Origin of the sequence: Brevibacterium oceani (genome assembly GCF_013623835.1) — a bacterium.
Lineage (GTDB): Bacteria > Actinomycetota > Actinomycetes > Actinomycetales > Brevibacteriaceae > Brevibacterium > Brevibacterium oceani.
On sequence record NZ_JABKDE010000001.1, the window covers coordinates 86,816 to 103,135 of the forward strand.

Annotated in this window: 14 protein-coding genes; 11 read left to right on the top strand and 3 right to left on the bottom strand. The window is 67.3% G+C overall.

All coding sequences use genetic code 11. The features are described from left to right. Window position 1: 1 nt before the first annotated feature. Entirely contained in the window at window positions 2–1,999 is a 1,998-nt protein-coding gene (locus HK401_RS00375) for a bifunctional sugar phosphate isomerase/epimerase/4-hydroxyphenylpyruvate dioxygenase family protein (RefSeq protein ID WP_181272687.1), read from the bottom strand. Continuing rightward, entirely contained in the window at window positions 1,996–3,318 is a 1,323-nt protein-coding gene (locus tag HK401_RS00380) for an MFS transporter (protein ID WP_181272688.1), read from the bottom strand. Before HK401_RS00380 ends, HK401_RS00375 begins: the two co-directional genes overlap by 4 nt. Window positions 3,319–3,520: 202 nt before the next feature. Here HK401_RS00380 and HK401_RS00385 point away from each other — a divergent pair, with 202 nt between their 5' ends. Genes HK401_RS00385 through HK401_RS00395 form a run of 3 tightly spaced genes read left to right on the top strand, consistent with a single transcriptional unit; the run spans window position 3,521 to window position 5,608 of the window. Beyond that, the gene (locus tag HK401_RS00385; RefSeq protein ID WP_181272689.1) at window positions 3,521–4,270 is read left to right on the top strand and encodes an IclR family transcriptional regulator; all 750 of its coding nucleotides are present in this window, start codon (window positions 3,521–3,523) and stop codon (window positions 4,268–4,270) included. 2 nt (window positions 4,271–4,272) lie between these two features. Further along, complete coding sequence (gene aroQ, locus HK401_RS00390; protein ID WP_181272690.1) at window positions 4,273–4,716, top strand: type II 3-dehydroquinate dehydratase; 444 nt, start codon at window positions 4,273–4,275, stop codon at window positions 4,714–4,716. 31 nt (window positions 4,717–4,747) lie between these two features. Beyond that, window positions 4,748–5,608 (top strand): shikimate dehydrogenase, encoded by an 861-nt coding sequence (locus HK401_RS00395; RefSeq protein ID WP_181272691.1) that lies wholly within the window; start codon window positions 4,748–4,750, stop codon window positions 5,606–5,608. Window positions 5,609–5,629: 21 nt separating this feature from the next. On the opposite strand, the gene HK401_RS00400 is transcribed toward HK401_RS00395, so the two are convergent. Further along, window positions 5,630–6,373 (bottom strand): DedA family protein, encoded by a 744-nt coding sequence (locus HK401_RS00400; RefSeq protein WP_181272692.1) that lies wholly within the window; start codon window positions 6,371–6,373, stop codon window positions 5,630–5,632. Between the two features lie 108 nt (window positions 6,374–6,481). On the opposite strand from HK401_RS00400, the gene HK401_RS00405 reads away from it, so the two are divergent. The 8 genes from HK401_RS00405 to HK401_RS00440 all read left to right on the top strand — a co-directional run bounded on the left by HK401_RS00405 (window position 6,482) and on the right by HK401_RS00440 (window position 16,320). Continuing rightward, window positions 6,482–6,898 (top strand): hypothetical protein, encoded by a 417-nt coding sequence (locus HK401_RS00405; protein WP_181272693.1) that lies wholly within the window; start codon window positions 6,482–6,484, stop codon window positions 6,896–6,898. Beyond that, complete coding sequence (locus tag HK401_RS00410) at window positions 6,831–8,489, top strand: sensor histidine kinase (protein WP_258233888.1); 1,659 nt, start codon at window positions 6,831–6,833, stop codon at window positions 8,487–8,489. The genes HK401_RS00405 and HK401_RS00410 overlap by 68 nt, the downstream gene beginning before the upstream one ends. Next, window positions 8,486–9,145 carry a response regulator transcription factor gene (locus tag HK401_RS00415; RefSeq protein WP_181272694.1) on the top strand — a complete coding sequence of 220 codons (660 nt, stop codon included), beginning with the start codon at window positions 8,486–8,488 and terminating at the stop codon, window positions 9,143–9,145. Before HK401_RS00410 ends, HK401_RS00415 begins: the two co-directional genes overlap by 4 nt. A gap of 88 nt (window positions 9,146–9,233) precedes the next feature. Then, complete coding sequence (locus tag HK401_RS00420; RefSeq protein WP_181272695.1) at window positions 9,234–10,517, top strand: glycosyltransferase family protein; 1,284 nt, start codon at window positions 9,234–9,236, stop codon at window positions 10,515–10,517. Beyond that, the gene (locus HK401_RS00425; RefSeq protein ID WP_181272696.1) at window positions 10,507–11,898 is read left to right on the top strand and encodes a glycosyltransferase family 4 protein; all 1,392 of its coding nucleotides are present in this window, start codon (window positions 10,507–10,509) and stop codon (window positions 11,896–11,898) included. The genes HK401_RS00420 and HK401_RS00425 overlap by 11 nt, the downstream gene beginning before the upstream one ends. After that, window positions 11,895–13,223, top strand: a complete 1,329-nt coding sequence (locus HK401_RS00430) for a glycosyltransferase family 4 protein (RefSeq protein WP_181272697.1) — start codon at window positions 11,895–11,897, stop codon at window positions 13,221–13,223. Before HK401_RS00425 ends, HK401_RS00430 begins: the two co-directional genes overlap by 4 nt. Further along, a complete protein-coding gene (locus HK401_RS00435) occupies window positions 13,220–15,052 on the top strand; it encodes an ABC transporter ATP-binding protein (RefSeq protein ID WP_181272698.1) in 1,833 nt (610 codons plus the stop codon). The genes HK401_RS00430 and HK401_RS00435 overlap by 4 nt, the downstream gene beginning before the upstream one ends. Further along, window positions 15,049–16,320: an aminoglycoside phosphotransferase/kinase family protein gene (locus HK401_RS00440; RefSeq protein WP_181272699.1), complete on the top strand. Its 1,272-nt coding sequence runs from the start codon at window positions 15,049–15,051 to the stop codon at window positions 16,318–16,320. Before HK401_RS00435 ends, HK401_RS00440 begins: the two co-directional genes overlap by 4 nt.

The following is a 16,320-nucleotide window of genomic DNA, read 5'->3' on the forward strand; positions in this document are numbered from 1 at the left end:
GTCAGCGCCCCGTGTTGCGCCGGTGCTGTGCGGCCAACCGCACCGGGGCGTTCGGGGCGCCGTATCCCTGGTAGTCATTGCGACGTTCGACCATCTCGAAGAACACCGACCCGATCGTCGAGGTGTAGAAATGGAGGAACTCACCTCGGTCGTCCCGGTCATAGAGGATGTTGTTCTCCTGCAGCCGCTGGAGAAGTTCGGGCATGAGGTCGAAGCGCGCTTCGAGGTCTTCGTAGTAGTTCTCGGGGACAGGCAGGAAGTCCAGACCTCGTGAGACTGCGGTTGCGGCTGCCGTGAAGATGTCATCGCAGGCCAGAGCGACGTGCTCGGGGTAGTCGCCGGTCGCCGAGGATTCGGCTGACCGCGGTGCGAGGTTGAGCGGCATCCGGATTGCGCCGTCGGAGCTTGCCATCACCTGCGAACGAACGAGACCCGAGGGGCTGGGCACATCGTTCGAGGCCTGAGCATGGAGGGCCAGCAGCGAGGTGTAGAAGAGCACGGCCTCGTCGTAGTGGTGGGCAGGCTGGGCGAGGTTGACGTGGTCGATGGCCGAACGGCGGTCATCCGGGACGTTGCCGAACTCCTCGGTCCACGTCGGGTCGACGCCCGTCCCGTCGCCGAAGAAGACCTCGGAACCGTCGGGCGCGAAGACTCCGCGCAGGATCTCCTCGTCGTGAGCCTGATCGCGGGGCACCTCGGTCGCCTGGAGCAGGATCGCTCGATCCATGGCGGCATCGGCATCGGCCACAGCGAAGCCGATCCCGCGCAGGTGGGTCCCCGAGCCGATAGGTGCCGTGGCGACGTCGGCAGAAGTGCCGGGAGCAGACGAGGTCGAGATTGCCGACGAGGAGGGCGCAGTCGAAACTGCCGGATCGACACTCATCGCATCGGTACTGGTCGACTCGGTGACGACGATGCGCGCCTGTCCGCGACGCCACAGCTGCACATGCGGCTTCGTGCGGTGGAACCCGACGAAGCGGAAGCCGAGCTGATGGATCTGTCGGGTCAGCGCACCGAGGTCGTCGGTGTCGAGTTCTACGTAGTCGACGCCGCGAGGTTCGGCGACCTCGGGCAGTCGCTGCAGATCGAGATGCACCTGGCCCGGGTCGTCCTGCTCGGACGGGCCGTCAGTGACCGCGGCAGTTCCGGTCGACCCTGCACCGGTCGCCGCGCCCCGATCCGCCACCCGATCCGCGGTCGCCGCCTCGAGCCAACGCAGGGACCGCAGGCCGTCGACCGCGGTGCGCTGAGTATCGGCCTGTCGGAAGGAGTCGTTGAACACCTCGAGTGAGACCGGCCCGGCGTACCCGGTCAGCGCCACCCGGGTGAGGAAGTCGGTGAGATCCCAGGCACCTTCGCCGGGGAAGACCCGGTGATGGCGGGACCAGCTGAGTACGTCCATTGACAGAGCCGGGGCGTCGGCGAGCTGGAGGAAGAAGATCTTCTCGCCCGGAATCTCTGCGATGCGGGACAGATCCGTGCCGCGGGAGAGGATGTGGAAGCTGTCGAGGCAAGTTCCGATGCGCGGATGATCGGCAGCCTTGACCAGGTCCCAGGCGCGGTCGTACTCGGAGACGAACCGGCCCCAGGCAAGCGCCTCATAGGCGACGTCGATCCCGTAGCGCTCGGCCAGGTCACCGAGGCGTCGCAGCTGCTCGACGACGATGCCGTCATCGCCGATGGTGGCGGTGCCGACGTTCGAACACAGGAGCATCGTGTCCATGCCCAGGCGCTTCATCAGTCGGAACTTCGCCTCGACGCGGGCGAGGTTGGCACCGAACTGCTCCTCGTCAACGCCTTCGAAGTCACGGAAGGGCTGGAATAGGTCGAGGGTGAGTCCGAGCTCGGCGGCCTGGGCGGCGATCGCCTCGGGGGAGTCAGGGGAGACGATGAGATCCTGTTCGAAGATCTCCACCCCGTCGAACCCCGCCTGAGCGGCGGCGCGCAGCTTCTCGTCGAGTGTGCCGGACAGGCACACCGTGGCAATCGATGTTCTCATCGTGACCTTTCCTCATGGGCGGTGTCGATTTCTTCCAAGCTCAGTCCCTTCGTCTCCTTCGCCGTCATCGCAACCAGTCCGACGACGATGCAGGCACCCGCGGTGAAGGCGCCGACCGATACCCAATTCTCTCCTCCTGCGCCGGCGACGGCAGAGGCGAGCACGGGAGCCAGGCCGCCGGAGACGGCGAATCCGACCTGGGTTCCCAGGGCCAATCCTGTCACTCGTGCCGTGGTGGGGAACATCTCGGCGTAGAAGGACGGCCAGATCGAGTTCGCCAGCGAGTACGCACAGCCGGACATAATGGCACCGAAGACGAAGATCAGCGTCCAGTTCCCGGCAGAGACCGCACCCAGATACGGGAACATCATCAGTCCCGACCCGACGGCGCCGGTGATGAACACCGGTTTGCGCCCGAACCTGTCAGAGAGCAGAGCCGCGGTCGGGATCGCCAGCAGTGCAACACCATTGGCGGTGACCGAGACGAGCAGCATCGTCGAGCGCTCGAGTCCGACGATCGAGGTGGCGAACGACAGCGACCATACGGTGAAGACCATGTTCACGGTGTTGACCATGGCACACACGGCGACACGCACGACTGCTGCCTTGTGCCAGCGGAAGACCTGCATGAGCGGCGGGTTGTCGACGCGGGACTCCTTGAAGGCCGGCGGCTCCTCGAGGCCGCGGCGGATCACCCAGGCGGTGAACACGACGACCGCGGAGAGCCAGAACGGCACGCGCCAGCCCCAGCTGAACAGTGCCTCCTCGGGCAGGAATGCGGTGAAGGGAATGAAGACCGCGGTGGCCAGCAGGGTTCCGGCCTGAGTGCCGTGCAGCGTCCAGCTCGTCGTCCACGACCGCTTCTTCTCCTCCGAGTGCTCGAGCGAGACGGAGATCGCGCTCGCCTGCTCGCCCGAGGCCGACAGCCCCTGGATGACCCTGCAGAGCACGAGCAGAATCGGAGCGAGCATGCCGACCTGCTCATAGGTCGGCAGGCAGCCGACGAGGAAGGTCGAGATGCCCATCATGAACAGCGTGAGCATGAGCACGAACTTGCGGCCGAAGCGGTCGCCGAGCGGGCCCATGATGAGCGCGCCCAGGGGGCGGACGACGTAGGCGACTCCGACGGTGCCCATGGCCAAGAGGATGGAGATTCCCGGAGCAGTCGTCTCAGGGAAGAACAGAGTGTTGAGCACCAGCGCCGCTGCGGTCCCGTAGACCGCGAAGTCGTAGTACTCGAGGGCTGAGCCGGTCCAACTCGACAACGCCGCGCGCAGTGGTGTCTTCGTCGGGCGGGCTTCTTCGATCGCTTCGCTCATGCTTCCTCGCATCTCTCATCCTCGTGGACCGTCGGTGGGCCATCGATACGGACTGTCGATTGCCATAGTGTGGCAATCGTTGTTACATTGTGGTTTACAGTGTGATCGACATGACATAGCCTGTCAACGTGGGTCAGTGAGGAACAGCCTCGCTGACGGCAGCCGATCACCCACCAACAGCAGCAACGCAAGGAGGCGAGACATGCCGCCCAAGGGCTCGAACTCGGTGACGAAGACCTTCGAGATGCTCGATCTCCTCGGTGCCCACCCAGAGGGAATCAGCGCCGCGCAGGCAGCGGAGACCACCGGCCACCCGTTCTCGACGGCCTACCGACTCCTCGGCGGCCTCGTCGAATCCGGCTATGCCGACTTCGATACGCGCACGAAGATCTACACCATCGGCATGGAGGTGTTCCGACTCGCACAGAAGGTCGCCCACCGCCGCGGCCTCTCCGGTGCGACCAAGGACCTGCTCGTCGACCTCACCGCGACGACGGGGGAGTCGAGCATCCTCGCCGTCCGCCGCGGAAACGCCGCGCTGACCGTGCTCACGGTCGACGGCCCGCAGTTTCGGACGACGACCGATCCCGGCGACGAATCCCCGCTGCACACCTCGGCGATCGGCCAGGCCCTGCTCGCTTACGATGAGAACGCCGACGCCACGATCGACGCCATCGACCTCGAAGCCCGGACCCCGAACTCGATCACCGACCCCGAACAGATGCGACGCCGACTCGAACAGATCCGCGACACCGGATGGGCCGGACAGTCCGAGGAGAACGACATCGGCATGAACGCTCTCGCCGTACCCGTCTTCGACCTCGACGGCCGGCTGCTGGCCGCACTGGCGCTGGCCGCCCCCGTCTTCCGCCGCAGCCTCGACGAACTCATCACACTCGTGCCCCAACTGACCCAGACCGCCGCGGCCGTCGCCGCCCGATTCCCGAGGTGACCATGGAAGAAGTCCTCATCCTCAACGGACCCAACCTCAACCTCCTCGGTGAGCGCGAGCCCGAGATCTACGGCCGCACCACCTTGGCCGACATCGAGCAGATGTGCTCCGATGCCGCCGCCGAGGCGGGGCTGTCCGCCCGCTGCATCCAGTCCAACCATGAGGGCGGGCTCATCGACGCCGTCCACGAGGCGAGGCATTCCACCGTCGGAGCGATCATCAACGCGGGAGCGTACACGCACACGTCCCTCGCCCTCCACGATGCACTGAAGTCGTATCACCACCCCATCATCGAGGTGCACCTGAGCAGCCCGCACGCCCGTGAAACCGTGCGACACCACTCCTACCTCTCACCCTTGGCCGCAGCCGTCATCGCCGGAGCCGGCGCGCAAGGCTACGTCCACGCGTTGGAGGTCCTCATCGACCTCCTCGGCGAGCAGTCCTGACCACCCCTCATCCGTTCCTGAAAGCGAGACCATGACCTCATCCCTCCTCCTCGGACTCATCGGCGACGGAATCTCCGCCTCCCGGACCCCGCGCATGCACGAGAACGAAGGTGCCGCGCACTCCATCCCCACGATCTACCGGACCATCGACGTCACCGAACCGAAGCGCGCCGACGCGAGCCTGGAGGAGCTGCTGACCGCGGCGATCCGCCTCGGATTCGACGGGCTCAACATCACGCACCCGTTCAAACAGCAGGTCATCGGCCTCCTCGACGAGGTGGATCCGGTGGCCGCTCGCATCGGCTCGGTCAACACCGTCGTCATCGACGAGACCGGTGCGACCAAGGGCTTCAACACCGACGTCACCGGGTTCGCCGCCGGATTCCGTGCCGGCCTCGACGGTGCCGCCACCGAGGCGGTCGTGCAGATCGGCGCGGGTGGAGCCGGTCGTGCCGTCGGGTTCGCCCTGGCCGAGCTCGGCGTGGGTGGGCTCATCATCGCCGACACCGATGTTGATCGTGCCGCCGGCCTGGCCGCGGACATCGGACGGGTGGACTCGGTCGGAACCCGGGCGCGAGCGATCGGACTCGATGAGCTGGAGGAGGCGGCCGCCTCGGCGAATGGGATCGTCAACGCCACCCCGGTGGGGATGAAAGCCTATCCGGGGACCCCCGTCGACACGACGGTCTTCGGCGCCGACACCTGGATCGCCGACGTCGTGTACTTCCCACTCGAGACACAGTTCCTCGCCGAGGCCCGGGCCAAGGGATGCCGGACGCTCGACGGTTCCGGGATGGCCGTCAATCAGGCCATCGACGCGTTCGAACTCTTCAGCGGACAGAAGGCCGACCCGCAGCGGATGCGTGAGACGTTCCTGTCCTTCGGAGCCTGACTCAGTCCCGGGTCGTCTGACTCAGTCCTCGGCGGCCTCCTCGGCTGCCTCCGCCTTCTTCTGCTTCCGGTACTCCCGGTAGAAGCTGAGGACGAAGATGCCGACGATGAGGGCGATCGTCAGCCACCAGGCGTACTTGTCGACGATCTCGAGGATGTCGACGGCGGCCTCGCCGAGCTGATAGCCCAGCACCGTCCAGATGAGGGTGAAGAGGAGGCAGCCGATGAGGTCGGCGATGAGGAACAGCGACAGACGCATCCGGGTCCAGCCGGCGACGATGTAGACAAGGGTGCCGGGGATGCCCGGGCAGCGCGAGATCACCGTCATGAGGAACAGCGCCCAATTCGGGATCTTCTTCAGCTGGTTGATGCGCTTGAGCTGACGCTCGTTCTGCGCGAAGAGCCGGAGCACTCCATCGCCCCAGCGGCGACCGGCGAGCCAGAACGCCCAGTCGAGCTTGGCCATGCCGATGAAGCCGGCGACGATGACCAGCCACAGCGGGATCTCGCCGATGCGGGCATAGGCGGCCGCCGCAACGATCGAGGTCTTCGCCCCATTGATGAACTCCTGCACGACCGGAGCGTGGACGAGCATCCACGGCCGCAGCGGCATGAGTCCGAGGTAGATGAGCGGGACTCCGATGATGATGAACAGCAGCAGCTTGTCGAGCCCGGCTGCCTTGCCCTGCCACGGTTTGATCGCCGCCCAGGGACTTTCCTTCGGCTGGTCCTCGGCCTCGTCGCGGTCCACGCGCTCGTCGCTCATCGGGCTCCTGCCGGTCGTCTGAGAGGTCGGCGCTCACGCTATCACAAGCACCCGAACGGCCCATCTAAGAAGACTCTCATCGGCCGCGGCTCGACAAAGACTACGGGCTTGGGCAATGTGGAGGACGTGGGTGGACAATCGAAGATTCTCGGCTGGGTGATCGCCGGTCTCGTCGTCGTGCTCGCTGCTCTGACGCTCATCATCGTCCGCAGCACCGCTCAGCCCGAACCCCCGGATCTCACCCCTGTCGAGGTGACACCCGAGCCCACCGAGTCGAGCGGCGGCTCCGACGGGTCCGGTCAGCCGAAGAATGACCGCACGAACACTGACAGCTCCGGCGACGGACCTGATTCTGGCTCGACATCAACGGGATCCGACGGGTCCGAAGCCCCTGGTGAGATCGAGCATTCCTACGAGCCGGTGCCGAACCCTCCACGCGAAGTCCCCGACGACGTGGATGACGACGCGGACGATGATGATGACGACGACGTGGACGACGACGTGGACGACGACGATGACGACTGACCGTCGCATCCGGCTGACCGTCCAGAACCGTCTGACGATCGCCGTGGCAGCCCTGTCCGTACTCACCCTGACCGTTGTCGGAGTCATCCTCTACACCGTCGAGTCCAATAGTGTCGGCAGTCGGATTTCGGCCTCCATGGCGCAGGAGATCGCTGAGATGAGGTCGTTCGCGCAGAACGGAGTCGACCCTGAGACAAACCGGCCCTTCAGCTCGGTCGACCAGATCCTCTCCCAGTTCCTTGCGCAGAACCAGCCCGATGAGAATGAGACGCTCTTCGCGTTCCTTCCCGATGGGCGGGTGCTCTACCAAGGTGAGCCGGAAGGGCTGATCACCGCCTCCGGAGGGTTGGAGAAAGCCGTCGCCGGGGCCGCCGCCCAGGGAGGTGAGATCGAACTGAGTGTCGACGGGGACCGCTACGAAGGCTATGTACTTCCCATCGCTGGTGGCACCGAAGAGACTTCGGACACCGGTGCGAATGCCGAGTCGGGATCGTCGGCGACCTCGGGGACACCACGTGAGAGCCGGTCGCCTGGTTCCTCGGCGGGCCCCAGCAAGAATCCAACCGATGTGGGAGAGATCGACGGTGTCGGCCAACCGGGCAACACGAACGGGGGCGGTGCCTTCGTCGTCGTCCACAATGTCACGGCCAGTCATTCCGGCCTCTCCCAGTTCATGCAGATCTACATGATCGTCGCGCTCGCAGCAGCTCTCCTCATCTCAGGGATCTCGGCGATCCTCGCACGCCGGCTCCTCCACCCGGTCACCGAGCTGCGGCAGACTGCCCAGTCGATCTCCGGCGGTGACCTCAGCAGCCGGCTGGCGACGAAGGGCAATGACGACATCGCCGAACTCGGGCACACCTTCAACGAGATGCTCGACCGGTTAGAGGCCGCATTCGAAACCCAGCGTCAGTTCCTCGATGATGTCGGACACGAGCTGCGCACTCCGCTGACCATTCTCGGCGGACACCTCGAGACCATGGACTCCAGCGACGTCGCCGACGTCGACGAGACACGCACAATGCTGCTTGACGAGACGGACAGGATGGGCCGCCTCGTCGAAGAGCTGCTCATCCTCGCCCGCGCCGGCCGCCCCGACTTCGTCCGCTTCGACACCGTCGATCTGCGCGCCCTCGTCGAAGAGTCGCTGGCCAAGGCCAAAGGCCTCGGAGACCGGCACTGGCAACTCGATGTGCAGGAGACGCTGAGCTTCTCCGCCGACCGGCAGCGCCTCACCCAGGCCCTGCTCCAGCTGGCGGCGAACGCCGTGGGCCACACCGAGGCGGGTCAGGCGATCATCTTCGGTGCCCGCCGGGATGAGGACGACGTCCACATCTGGGTGCGCGACGAGGGCTCAGGTGTCCCCGAGGAGATCGCCGCCGAGATCTTCGACCGCTTCCGTCGCGGATCAACCGAGGGCCAGGGCTTCGGTCTGGGACTCTCGATCATCTCTGCCATCGCCGAGGCGCACGGAGGCACGGTCGTGCTCGACCAGACCTCCGTCGGCGCCCAATTCCGCATGATCCTGCCGACGGCGCCGCCCCTGCACGGAGGTCTGCCGAAGGAGAGCCTGCCGAAAGGACAGAAGTGAAGAGCATTCTCGTGGTCGAGGACGAACAGCGGATCTCCGCATTCATCTCCAAGGGCCTGACCGCCGCAGGCTTTCGCCCGCAGATCGCCGCCGACGGGATCACGGGTCGAGACCTGGCTCTGACCGGGGACTTCGACCTCGTCGTGCTCGATATCGGATTGCCGGGGCTCGACGGTTTCAGTGTGCTCAAGCAGCTCCGAGCACAGCGACCCGAGCTGCCCGTGCTCGTGCTCACCGCCCGGGACAACCCGGACGACACGATCTACGCTCTCGAATCCGGGGCCGTGGACTACATGATCAAGCCCTTCCGCTTCGCTGAACTCCTCGCACGGGTCCGGCTGCGGCTCAAGGAGAGCCCGCAGGAGCAGGAGGTCACGGAGCTCGTTCGCGACGAGGTGCGCATCGATCTGCTCAAGCGGCAGGCGTGGGTCGGGGGCAGTCTCGTCGAACTCTCCGCACGGGAGCTGTCCCTGGCCGAGATCCTGCTGCGCAACTGCGGCAATGTCCTCTCCCGCGAACAGCTGCTCTCCCATGTGTGGGGATTCGACTTCGACCCCGGCTCAAACGTCGTCGACGTCTACATCGGGTATCTGCGCAAGAAGCTTGGCACCGACTTCGTCACCACCGTCCGCGGCTTCGGGTACCGAGTGGACTGAACGGTCACCGAACCGGGTGGACTGAACCTAAGAGTCTTCTCATCCGCGTCTTAAGTCCATCTTAATCGCAGCCGACAGGCTGAGATGTATGAGACGACGACTGAGAATCGCACTGTTCTCCCACGACTCGCTGGGACTGGGGCACATCCGCCGCAATCGCGCGCTGGCCTTCGCCCTGGACCGTGAGCTGCCGGCGCTGACCGGCCGAAAGGTCTCAGGTCTGCTCATCGCCAGCAGTCCGGAAGCCGCGCGATTCGACCTGCCGGCAGGCTGGGACTGGGTGATCCTGCCCGGAGTCACTCCTGCTGACGGCGGCTATGCCCCGCGGGCGCTCGCTTCCTCGATGGCAGGGCTGAGCGCCCTGCGCACCGCGGCGATCTCGGCGATCCTCGACCAGCAGCGACCCGAGCTCTTCATCGTCGACCGGCACCCGTTCGGCATCGGCGGAGAACTGGCAGCCGCCATCGACCAGGTCCGCGACCACGGGTGCCGCACCGTCCTCGGCCTGCGCGAAGTCCTCGACACACCATCCGTCATCGCCGCCGAATGGGAGAGAGCCGGCGGAGCGGACCGTGTGGCCGAAGCCTTCGACGCCGTCTGGATCTACGGCGACGCAGACGTCTACGATCCGCGGGCCACCGGCGAAGTTCCGGCCGTGCTGGCTGCCAAAGCCGTCCCCACCGGATACCTCTCCCACCACCGCCCCGACGACGGCGGATCCACGCCGGCGGCCGTCGGATCCGACCGTTTCGTCCTCACCTGCCTCGGCGGAGGTTCCGACGGCGGCAGCCTCGCCTCCATCGCCGTCGACGCGAGACCGCCGGACGGGCACCGCCACCTCATCGTCACCGGACCGCAGATGGATGCCGAGGAGTTCGACCGACTGCGGGCCCGCGCTGCTGAGACCACCACCGTCATCCGCCACAGTCACGACATCCCCGGACTCGTCGCCTCCGCCGAGGCGGTGGTGTGCATGGGCGGGTACAACACGCTGGCCGAGCTGATGTCCACCAGCACCCCGGCCCTCGTCGTCCCCCGCAAGGGGCACCGGGCCGAACAGCCCCGGCGCGCCTTCGCCCTGGCGGCGGCCGGAGCGGTCGATGCCCGCTCGATCGACGGCCTCGATGCCGAAGCTCTCGGCGACTGGTTCGCGACTCGAGCAGGGCAGCGGACCGACCGCTCACAGATCGACCTGACGGGGCTGGGTGCCGTTCCCCGGCTGGCCGCCCGACTTGTCGCAGGCAACCACGCGACGGCGCCGACCCCGGTGCCAGATCCCGCGACGAATCCGTCCCCGGCCGCGCTGACACCGCTCCCGGCCGCGTCGGACCACCTGCCCACCACACTCGAGGAGACCAGTCATGCTGTCTGATACGACGCCGCCGACGGTGGAACCCACACACCCTGTGCGGTCGACGCCGACAACGCTCGCCCCACAGTCGGCCGGTCGACGCGCCTATGTGCTCAAGATGTACCCGCGGTTCTCCGAGACCTTCATCGTCTCCGAGATCCTTGCCCGCGAGGCCGCCGGCGAAGACCTCGTGATCTTCTCCCTGCGGCCGAGTACCGACACCCGCTTCCACCCCGAACTCGCCCGCGTCCGCGCCGAGGTCATCCACATCGACCGCCCGTCGAGCGCTCGCAGCTATTGGCAGACCTTCACCGAGGCCGCAGCGGATCCGCACCTGACCACGTCCCTGCCGGGCCACCTCGGCGCATTGGCGGAACTCAGCCACGATGACGCGATCCAAGCGCTCACCCTCGCCCGGCTGGCACTCGACCACGAAGTCACACACCTGCACGCGCATTTCGCCTCGGTGGCGACGACGGTGGCCAAGGCCGCCTCGGCGCTCACGGGCATCCCGTACTCGTTCACCACACACGCGAAGGACATCTTCCACGAGGACGTGGTGCTCACCGATCTGGCGCGCAAGACCGCCGACGCCGACCATGTGATCGCCATTAGCGACTTCAACCGGCGCTACCTCTCGCGGGTGCTCGGTCCCGAACTCGCCGACCGGGTCGTCGTCGTGCGCAACGGCCTCGAACTCGACCGCTTCCCCTACCGGCCCAAGCAGGGCGCGACGGGAGAGGCACCTTCGCTGTTGGCGGTCGGCCGCCTCGTCGAGAAGAAGGGATTCGCCCACCTGCTCGACGCCCTCGCCCTCCTCCGCGCGCAGGGGACCACCTGCCGGCTCGACCTCGTCGGCACCGGCCCACTCGAGGACGATCTGCGATCTCAGGCCCGCGCGCTCGGCCTCGACGATCTCGTCACCTTCCATGGGGCGCTCACCCAGGCCGAGGTCCGCGACATGCTCGCCGACCATGACCTCCTCGTCGCCCCGTTCGTCATCGGCTCCGACGGCAACGCCGATGGTCTGCCCACCGTGCTCCTCGAGGGCATGGCCACCGGCATCCCGGGCATCGCCGGGGCGGTCACGGCCGTACCCGAGGTCATCGACCACGGCCGCACGGGGTGGCTCATCGATGGGTCTGATGAGCAGAACATCGCCTCCACCATCGCCGAGGTGGCCGCCGCCCTCCGCACGAATCCCGCGGCCATCCGCGCCGTCACCGACGCCGCCCGCGACCGAGTGAGCCGAATGCACGATTCGAGAGTTCAGGCCCGCGAACTCGCTCGCCTGGCCGATGCAGCGGCGAACGCCGTGGAGACCGGCCCATCCGACCCCGGCGCATCCGAGCCCGGTGCGCCGTCGACCGCACGTCAGACCGATCTGGAGTCAGTGTTATGAGAATCGCCTATGTCCTCCTCGATCCCGGCATCGGGGTCTTCGGCACAAAAGGTGCCAGCGTCCACGTCCAAGAGATCGTGCGCACATTCCGAGCCCTCGGCCACGAAGTCAGCATGTTCTGCACCCGCACCGACGACGACATCCCCGCCGATCTCGCCGACCTCGACGTCACCCGGCTCGAGGTGCCGCGCGGACTCGACCGCTCGCAGCGGGAGATCGCGCTGCTGCGGCTGTCCGATATGCTCGCCGACCTCGTCACCGAGACCACGGCCGCCTCAGGGCAGGGTTTCGACCTCGTCTACGAACGCTATTCGCTGTTCTCCACCGCGGGCGCCCGCATCAGCGAACGCCTCGGGGTTCCTCTCATCATGGAGGTCAATGCCCCTCTGCTCGACGAACAGCGGACCCACCGCGGACTCGTCCACGCCGAGCATGCCGCCCGTGCCACTGCAGTCAGCTTCGCTGGCGCCGATCGCATCGTATGTGTGAGCGAACTCGTCGCCGACTGGGTCCGCGCGGACTATCCGGGCCTCGACGATGTCAGCGTCGTCCCCAACGGGGTGAACACGGATCGGATCACCCCACGAGGCGGTGAGGGCTGCCTCGGCGACGTTATACTCGGTCACGGCCGCCTCGGCGACGTCATACTCGGTCACGGCCGCCTCGGCGATGGGGGCCCAGGTGCGCTTGTTCCCAGCGGGCAGCGACCGGTCCGGATCGGTTTCGTCGGCACGCTCAAACCCTGGCACGGCACGGATCGGCTCATCACCGCCTGCGCCGAGCTGACCGGGGACTTCCGTCTCGACATCGTCGGTCACGGTCCCGAAGCCGAAGCGCTCGAGGCCCAGGTGCGTGGACTCGATCTGACCGGCCGGGTGCACTTCCACGGGGCGCTCGCCCCTGAGGCTGTGCCCGATGCGTTACGCGAATTCGACATCGCGGTCGCCCCGTATCCGGCCGGGGAGAACTACTTCTCCCCGCTCAAGATCTACGAATATCTGGCAGCAGGACTGCCCGTCGTCGCATCGAGAGTCGGATCGATTCCCACTGTGCTTGCCGATTCCGGGGCCGGGATCCTCACCGACCCGACCGACACCGATGACCTCACCAGCGCCTTGCAGCGGCTCATCGACGATGTCGATCTGCGAACCGAGATGGGTGCGCGCGCCCGGGCCGAAGCACTGGCCCGCCATTCCTGGACACGGCGATGTCGGGAGATCCTCGCGCCTGTGACCGGGCCCGCCCTCGCAGAAACCGACGCCGACGCCGCCCACACCGGACCGTCCGTGACGGTACGGCGCCCCGCCTCGGCGGTGAGAGTATGAGCGCGAAGAAGATCTCCGCTTCCGCGCTGCGGCGGACCCTGCGGATCATCACCCCGCACCTGCCCGGGCACACGTGGCTGATCGTCGGCGGCATGCTTGCACTGTTGGCGGATGTCGTCTTCCGCATCCTCGAACCCTGGCCGATCAAGCTCGCCGTCGACGCCGTCACCGCGGCCATCGGCGCACAGATCGCCCCGACGTTCGGTCTCGACGCGGGTGTGGGCACGACGCTCGCCGTCGTGGCGATCGGCCTGGCTGTCATCGTCGGCGGACGAGCCGCAGCGAACTACGCATCGACGATCTCCTTCGCCCTCGTCGGCGCCCGCGTGGCCACCCAGCTGCGCTCACGCGTGTTCGACCACGTCCAGTCCCTGTCGCTGCGGTACCACTCGAAAGCGTCGATCGGGGACACCTCGCAGCGACTCGTCGGCGACATCGGACGCCTGCAGGAAGTCGCCGTGACCGCGGGCCTGCCGCTGGTCGGCAACGTCGTCACCCTTGCGGTGCTGCTGGTCGTCATGGTCATCCTCGATCCCGTGCTCAGCGCGATCGTGCTCGTCACCGCCGCCGTCTACGGGCTGCTGTCGAAGGTCACGACTCCGAAGATCACGCGCGCCTCCCGGTCGACCCGTAAGGGCGAGGGCCGACTCGTCGGATCCGCCGCCGAGGCGCTCGGCGCCATCCGCGTCGTCCAGGCCTACGGACTCGAGAAGACCGTGGCCCGGGACTTCGCCGAGGGCAACGAACGCGCGCTGAAAGCAGGAGTCCGGGCGCGCCGCCTGGCCGCCGGACTCGAACGCTCCACCGATGTCCTCGTCGGCATCTCGCAGGCACTCGTGCTCGCCTTCGGAGGATGGCAGGTGCTGCGCGGAGCGATGTCCCCGGGCGACCTCGTCCTCTTCCTCCTCTACCTCAAGATCGCGATGAAGCCGCTGCGGGACATGGCCAAGTACACCGGCCGCATCGCCCGCGCGGCCGCCTCGGGGGAGCGGATCGCCGACCTCCTCGACGAACCCGTCGAGATCGCCGACGCCCCGGGAGCCGTGACCATGGGCCCGGTCTCCGGAGACGTCGTCTTCACCGGGATCACCTCGAAAGATGGTCACGGCAGGCCCCTGTTCGACGATCTGGATCTGCTCATCCCCGCCGGACAGAAGATCGGCATCCTCGGGGCATCCGGGGCGGGCAAATCGACCCTGGTCAGCTGCCTGCTGAGACTGAGCCAGCCGGATGCCGGATCGATCTACCTCGACGGCTACGACACCCGCAACGTCACCCGGGCCTCCCTGCGCCAGAACGTGTCCGTCCTCCTCCAGGAATCCGTGCTCTTCGCCGCCAGCGTGCGGGAGAACATCCGCTACGGCCGGCTCGACACCACCGACGCCGAGGTGGTCGCCGCCGCCCGCGCCGCCCGCGCCGACGAGTTCATCCGGGCCCTTCCCGACGGCTACGACACCGAACTCGGCAACCGCGGGGACACTCTCTCGGGCGGGCAGCGGCAGCGCCTGGCCATCGCCCGGGCCCTGGTCCGCGACGCCCCGGTCGTCGTCTTCGACGAAGCCACGACGGGGCTCGACCCGGAGACCCGCGCCGAGGTGGCCGACTCCGTCTCCGCGCTCACACAGGGACGTACGAGCATCGTCATCAGCCACGACGTGGCGATGATCCGCGGGCTCGAGCGCGTCGTATGGCTCGAGGGCGGACGGATCGTCGAGGACGGGGCACCGAACGCTCTTGCCGCAGACGCGAACACGCGGTTCGCCCGGTGGATCCGCTCGCAGGCCGAGGACTCAGAGAGCCTGGCCGTGCAGATGGGAGCCTCCTCATGACCATGCTGAACGTCGACCAGGTGGACACGGACTTCGCGAATCTGCCCTCTATCGGACAGCTGCGCTCGGCGGCCGTGCTGTCCCGGCACCTGCGTTTCCCGGTCCGGCCGCGTCGCATCAGGATCAAGCAGGGGCGCAGCGCCATCGTCGCGTGGCAGCGGGAGGACGCCGGCCGCCTCGGCGCGCTTGACGATTGGGGCTTCACCGCGGTGATGACGAGTCCGGACAAGCTCGCCAACGCGCAGCGGCGGGCGGCCCGGCACGGTCAGGAGCTGACCGTCCACGAGGCCGCCGATCCGCAGGCGGCGGGTGCGACCGGTGCCGTGCTGATCAGCGGCGGAGTGCTCGCCGACCCCCGGATCGGGAAACACATCGCGCGGACGCTCGACCACCTCGGCGGGGATATCGAGATCATCGGCTACAACCCCGCACGACGGCTGCTGCTCAAGCACACCCCGGTCGACGGGTCGCCGGAATTCGTGCGCATCGGAGCCGGATCCCAACGTCACCTCGCCGAGGCGGCCGAACGGTGGCAGCGGGCACAGCTGCCGAGCCTGCCGGTCGAGTTCATCGGTCGGCGTCACACCGCGACCCGGTCACCGTGGTGGGGGACCGGTGACCTGCACGAGCATCCGGACCCGAGCGTGGCCGAGGAGGTCGGCGTGATCGTCGCCGAACTGCACCGGGAACTGCCGGAGCCGTCGAGCGAGCGGGCGGTCGATGACCCGATCGACCAGGCGGAGGCCGCCGCGTCAGCACTCGCCCGACTGCTGCCGGAACGCGCAGCAGACCTCGACGAACTCCGCGCCGAACTGCGTTCGCGTCTGCAGGGACGGGCCGCTGCCGGTGGACCACGCGAAATCCACGGTGACCTCAGTCCCGACCAGGTGCTCCTCGGTCATTCCGAGTGCCGGATCATCGACCTCGACCGATCCGCGATCGGGCCGATGGGAATGGATCTGGGCCGGTGGGCCGCCGCGTGCCGACGTCATCCCGAACTGCACGACCTCGAACAGCCCTTCCTCGACGGGCACCGTGCGGCCGGCGGTGCCGGTGGCTCGGACGTCGACCTTGGCGCGTGGACGGCCTGGGCACTGCTCGTGGCCGGGCTTGAACCGTGGCGCAGCTGCTCCGAGACCTGGAAGGACGAGACGCTGCGGATCATCGACGCGGCACGAGGTGTCGTGCGGGACGGAGCGGTCGGCGACACCGCACACGCCATAGCCGCAGATGCCACAGCCGCGCACGCACGAGGAGAATCAACGTGA

Coding starts and splice junctions, on each gene's coding strand:
- aroQ (WP_181272690.1), top strand. CDS start 4,273: ATGGAAGAAGTCCTCATCCTCAACGGACCCAACCTCAACCTCCTCGGT.
- HK401_RS00385 (WP_181272689.1), top strand. CDS start 3,521: ATGCCGCCCAAGGGCTCGAACTCGGTGACGAAGACCTTCGAGATGCTC.
- HK401_RS00410 (WP_258233888.1), top strand. CDS start 6,831: ATGACGACGCGGACGATGATGATGACGACGACGTGGACGACGACGTGG.
- HK401_RS00425 (WP_181272696.1), top strand. CDS start 10,507: ATGCTGTCTGATACGACGCCGCCGACGGTGGAACCCACACACCCTGTG.
- HK401_RS00430 (WP_181272697.1), top strand. CDS start 11,895: ATGAGAATCGCCTATGTCCTCCTCGATCCCGGCATCGGGGTCTTCGGC.
- HK401_RS00380 (WP_181272688.1), bottom strand. CDS start 3,318: ATGAGCGAAGCGATCGAAGAAGCCCGCCCGACGAAGACACCACTGCGC.
- HK401_RS00435 (WP_181272698.1), top strand. CDS start 13,220: ATGAGCGCGAAGAAGATCTCCGCTTCCGCGCTGCGGCGGACCCTGCGG.
- HK401_RS00400 (WP_181272692.1), bottom strand. CDS start 6,373: ATGAGCGACGAGCGCGTGGACCGCGACGAGGCCGAGGACCAGCCGAAG.
- HK401_RS00395 (WP_181272691.1), top strand. CDS start 4,748: ATGACCTCATCCCTCCTCCTCGGACTCATCGGCGACGGAATCTCCGCC.
- HK401_RS00440 (WP_181272699.1), top strand. CDS start 15,049: ATGACCATGCTGAACGTCGACCAGGTGGACACGGACTTCGCGAATCTG.
- HK401_RS00375 (WP_181272687.1), bottom strand. CDS start 1,999: ATGAGAACATCGATTGCCACGGTGTGCCTGTCCGGCACACTCGACGAG.
- HK401_RS00420 (WP_181272695.1), top strand. CDS start 9,234: ATGAGACGACGACTGAGAATCGCACTGTTCTCCCACGACTCGCTGGGA.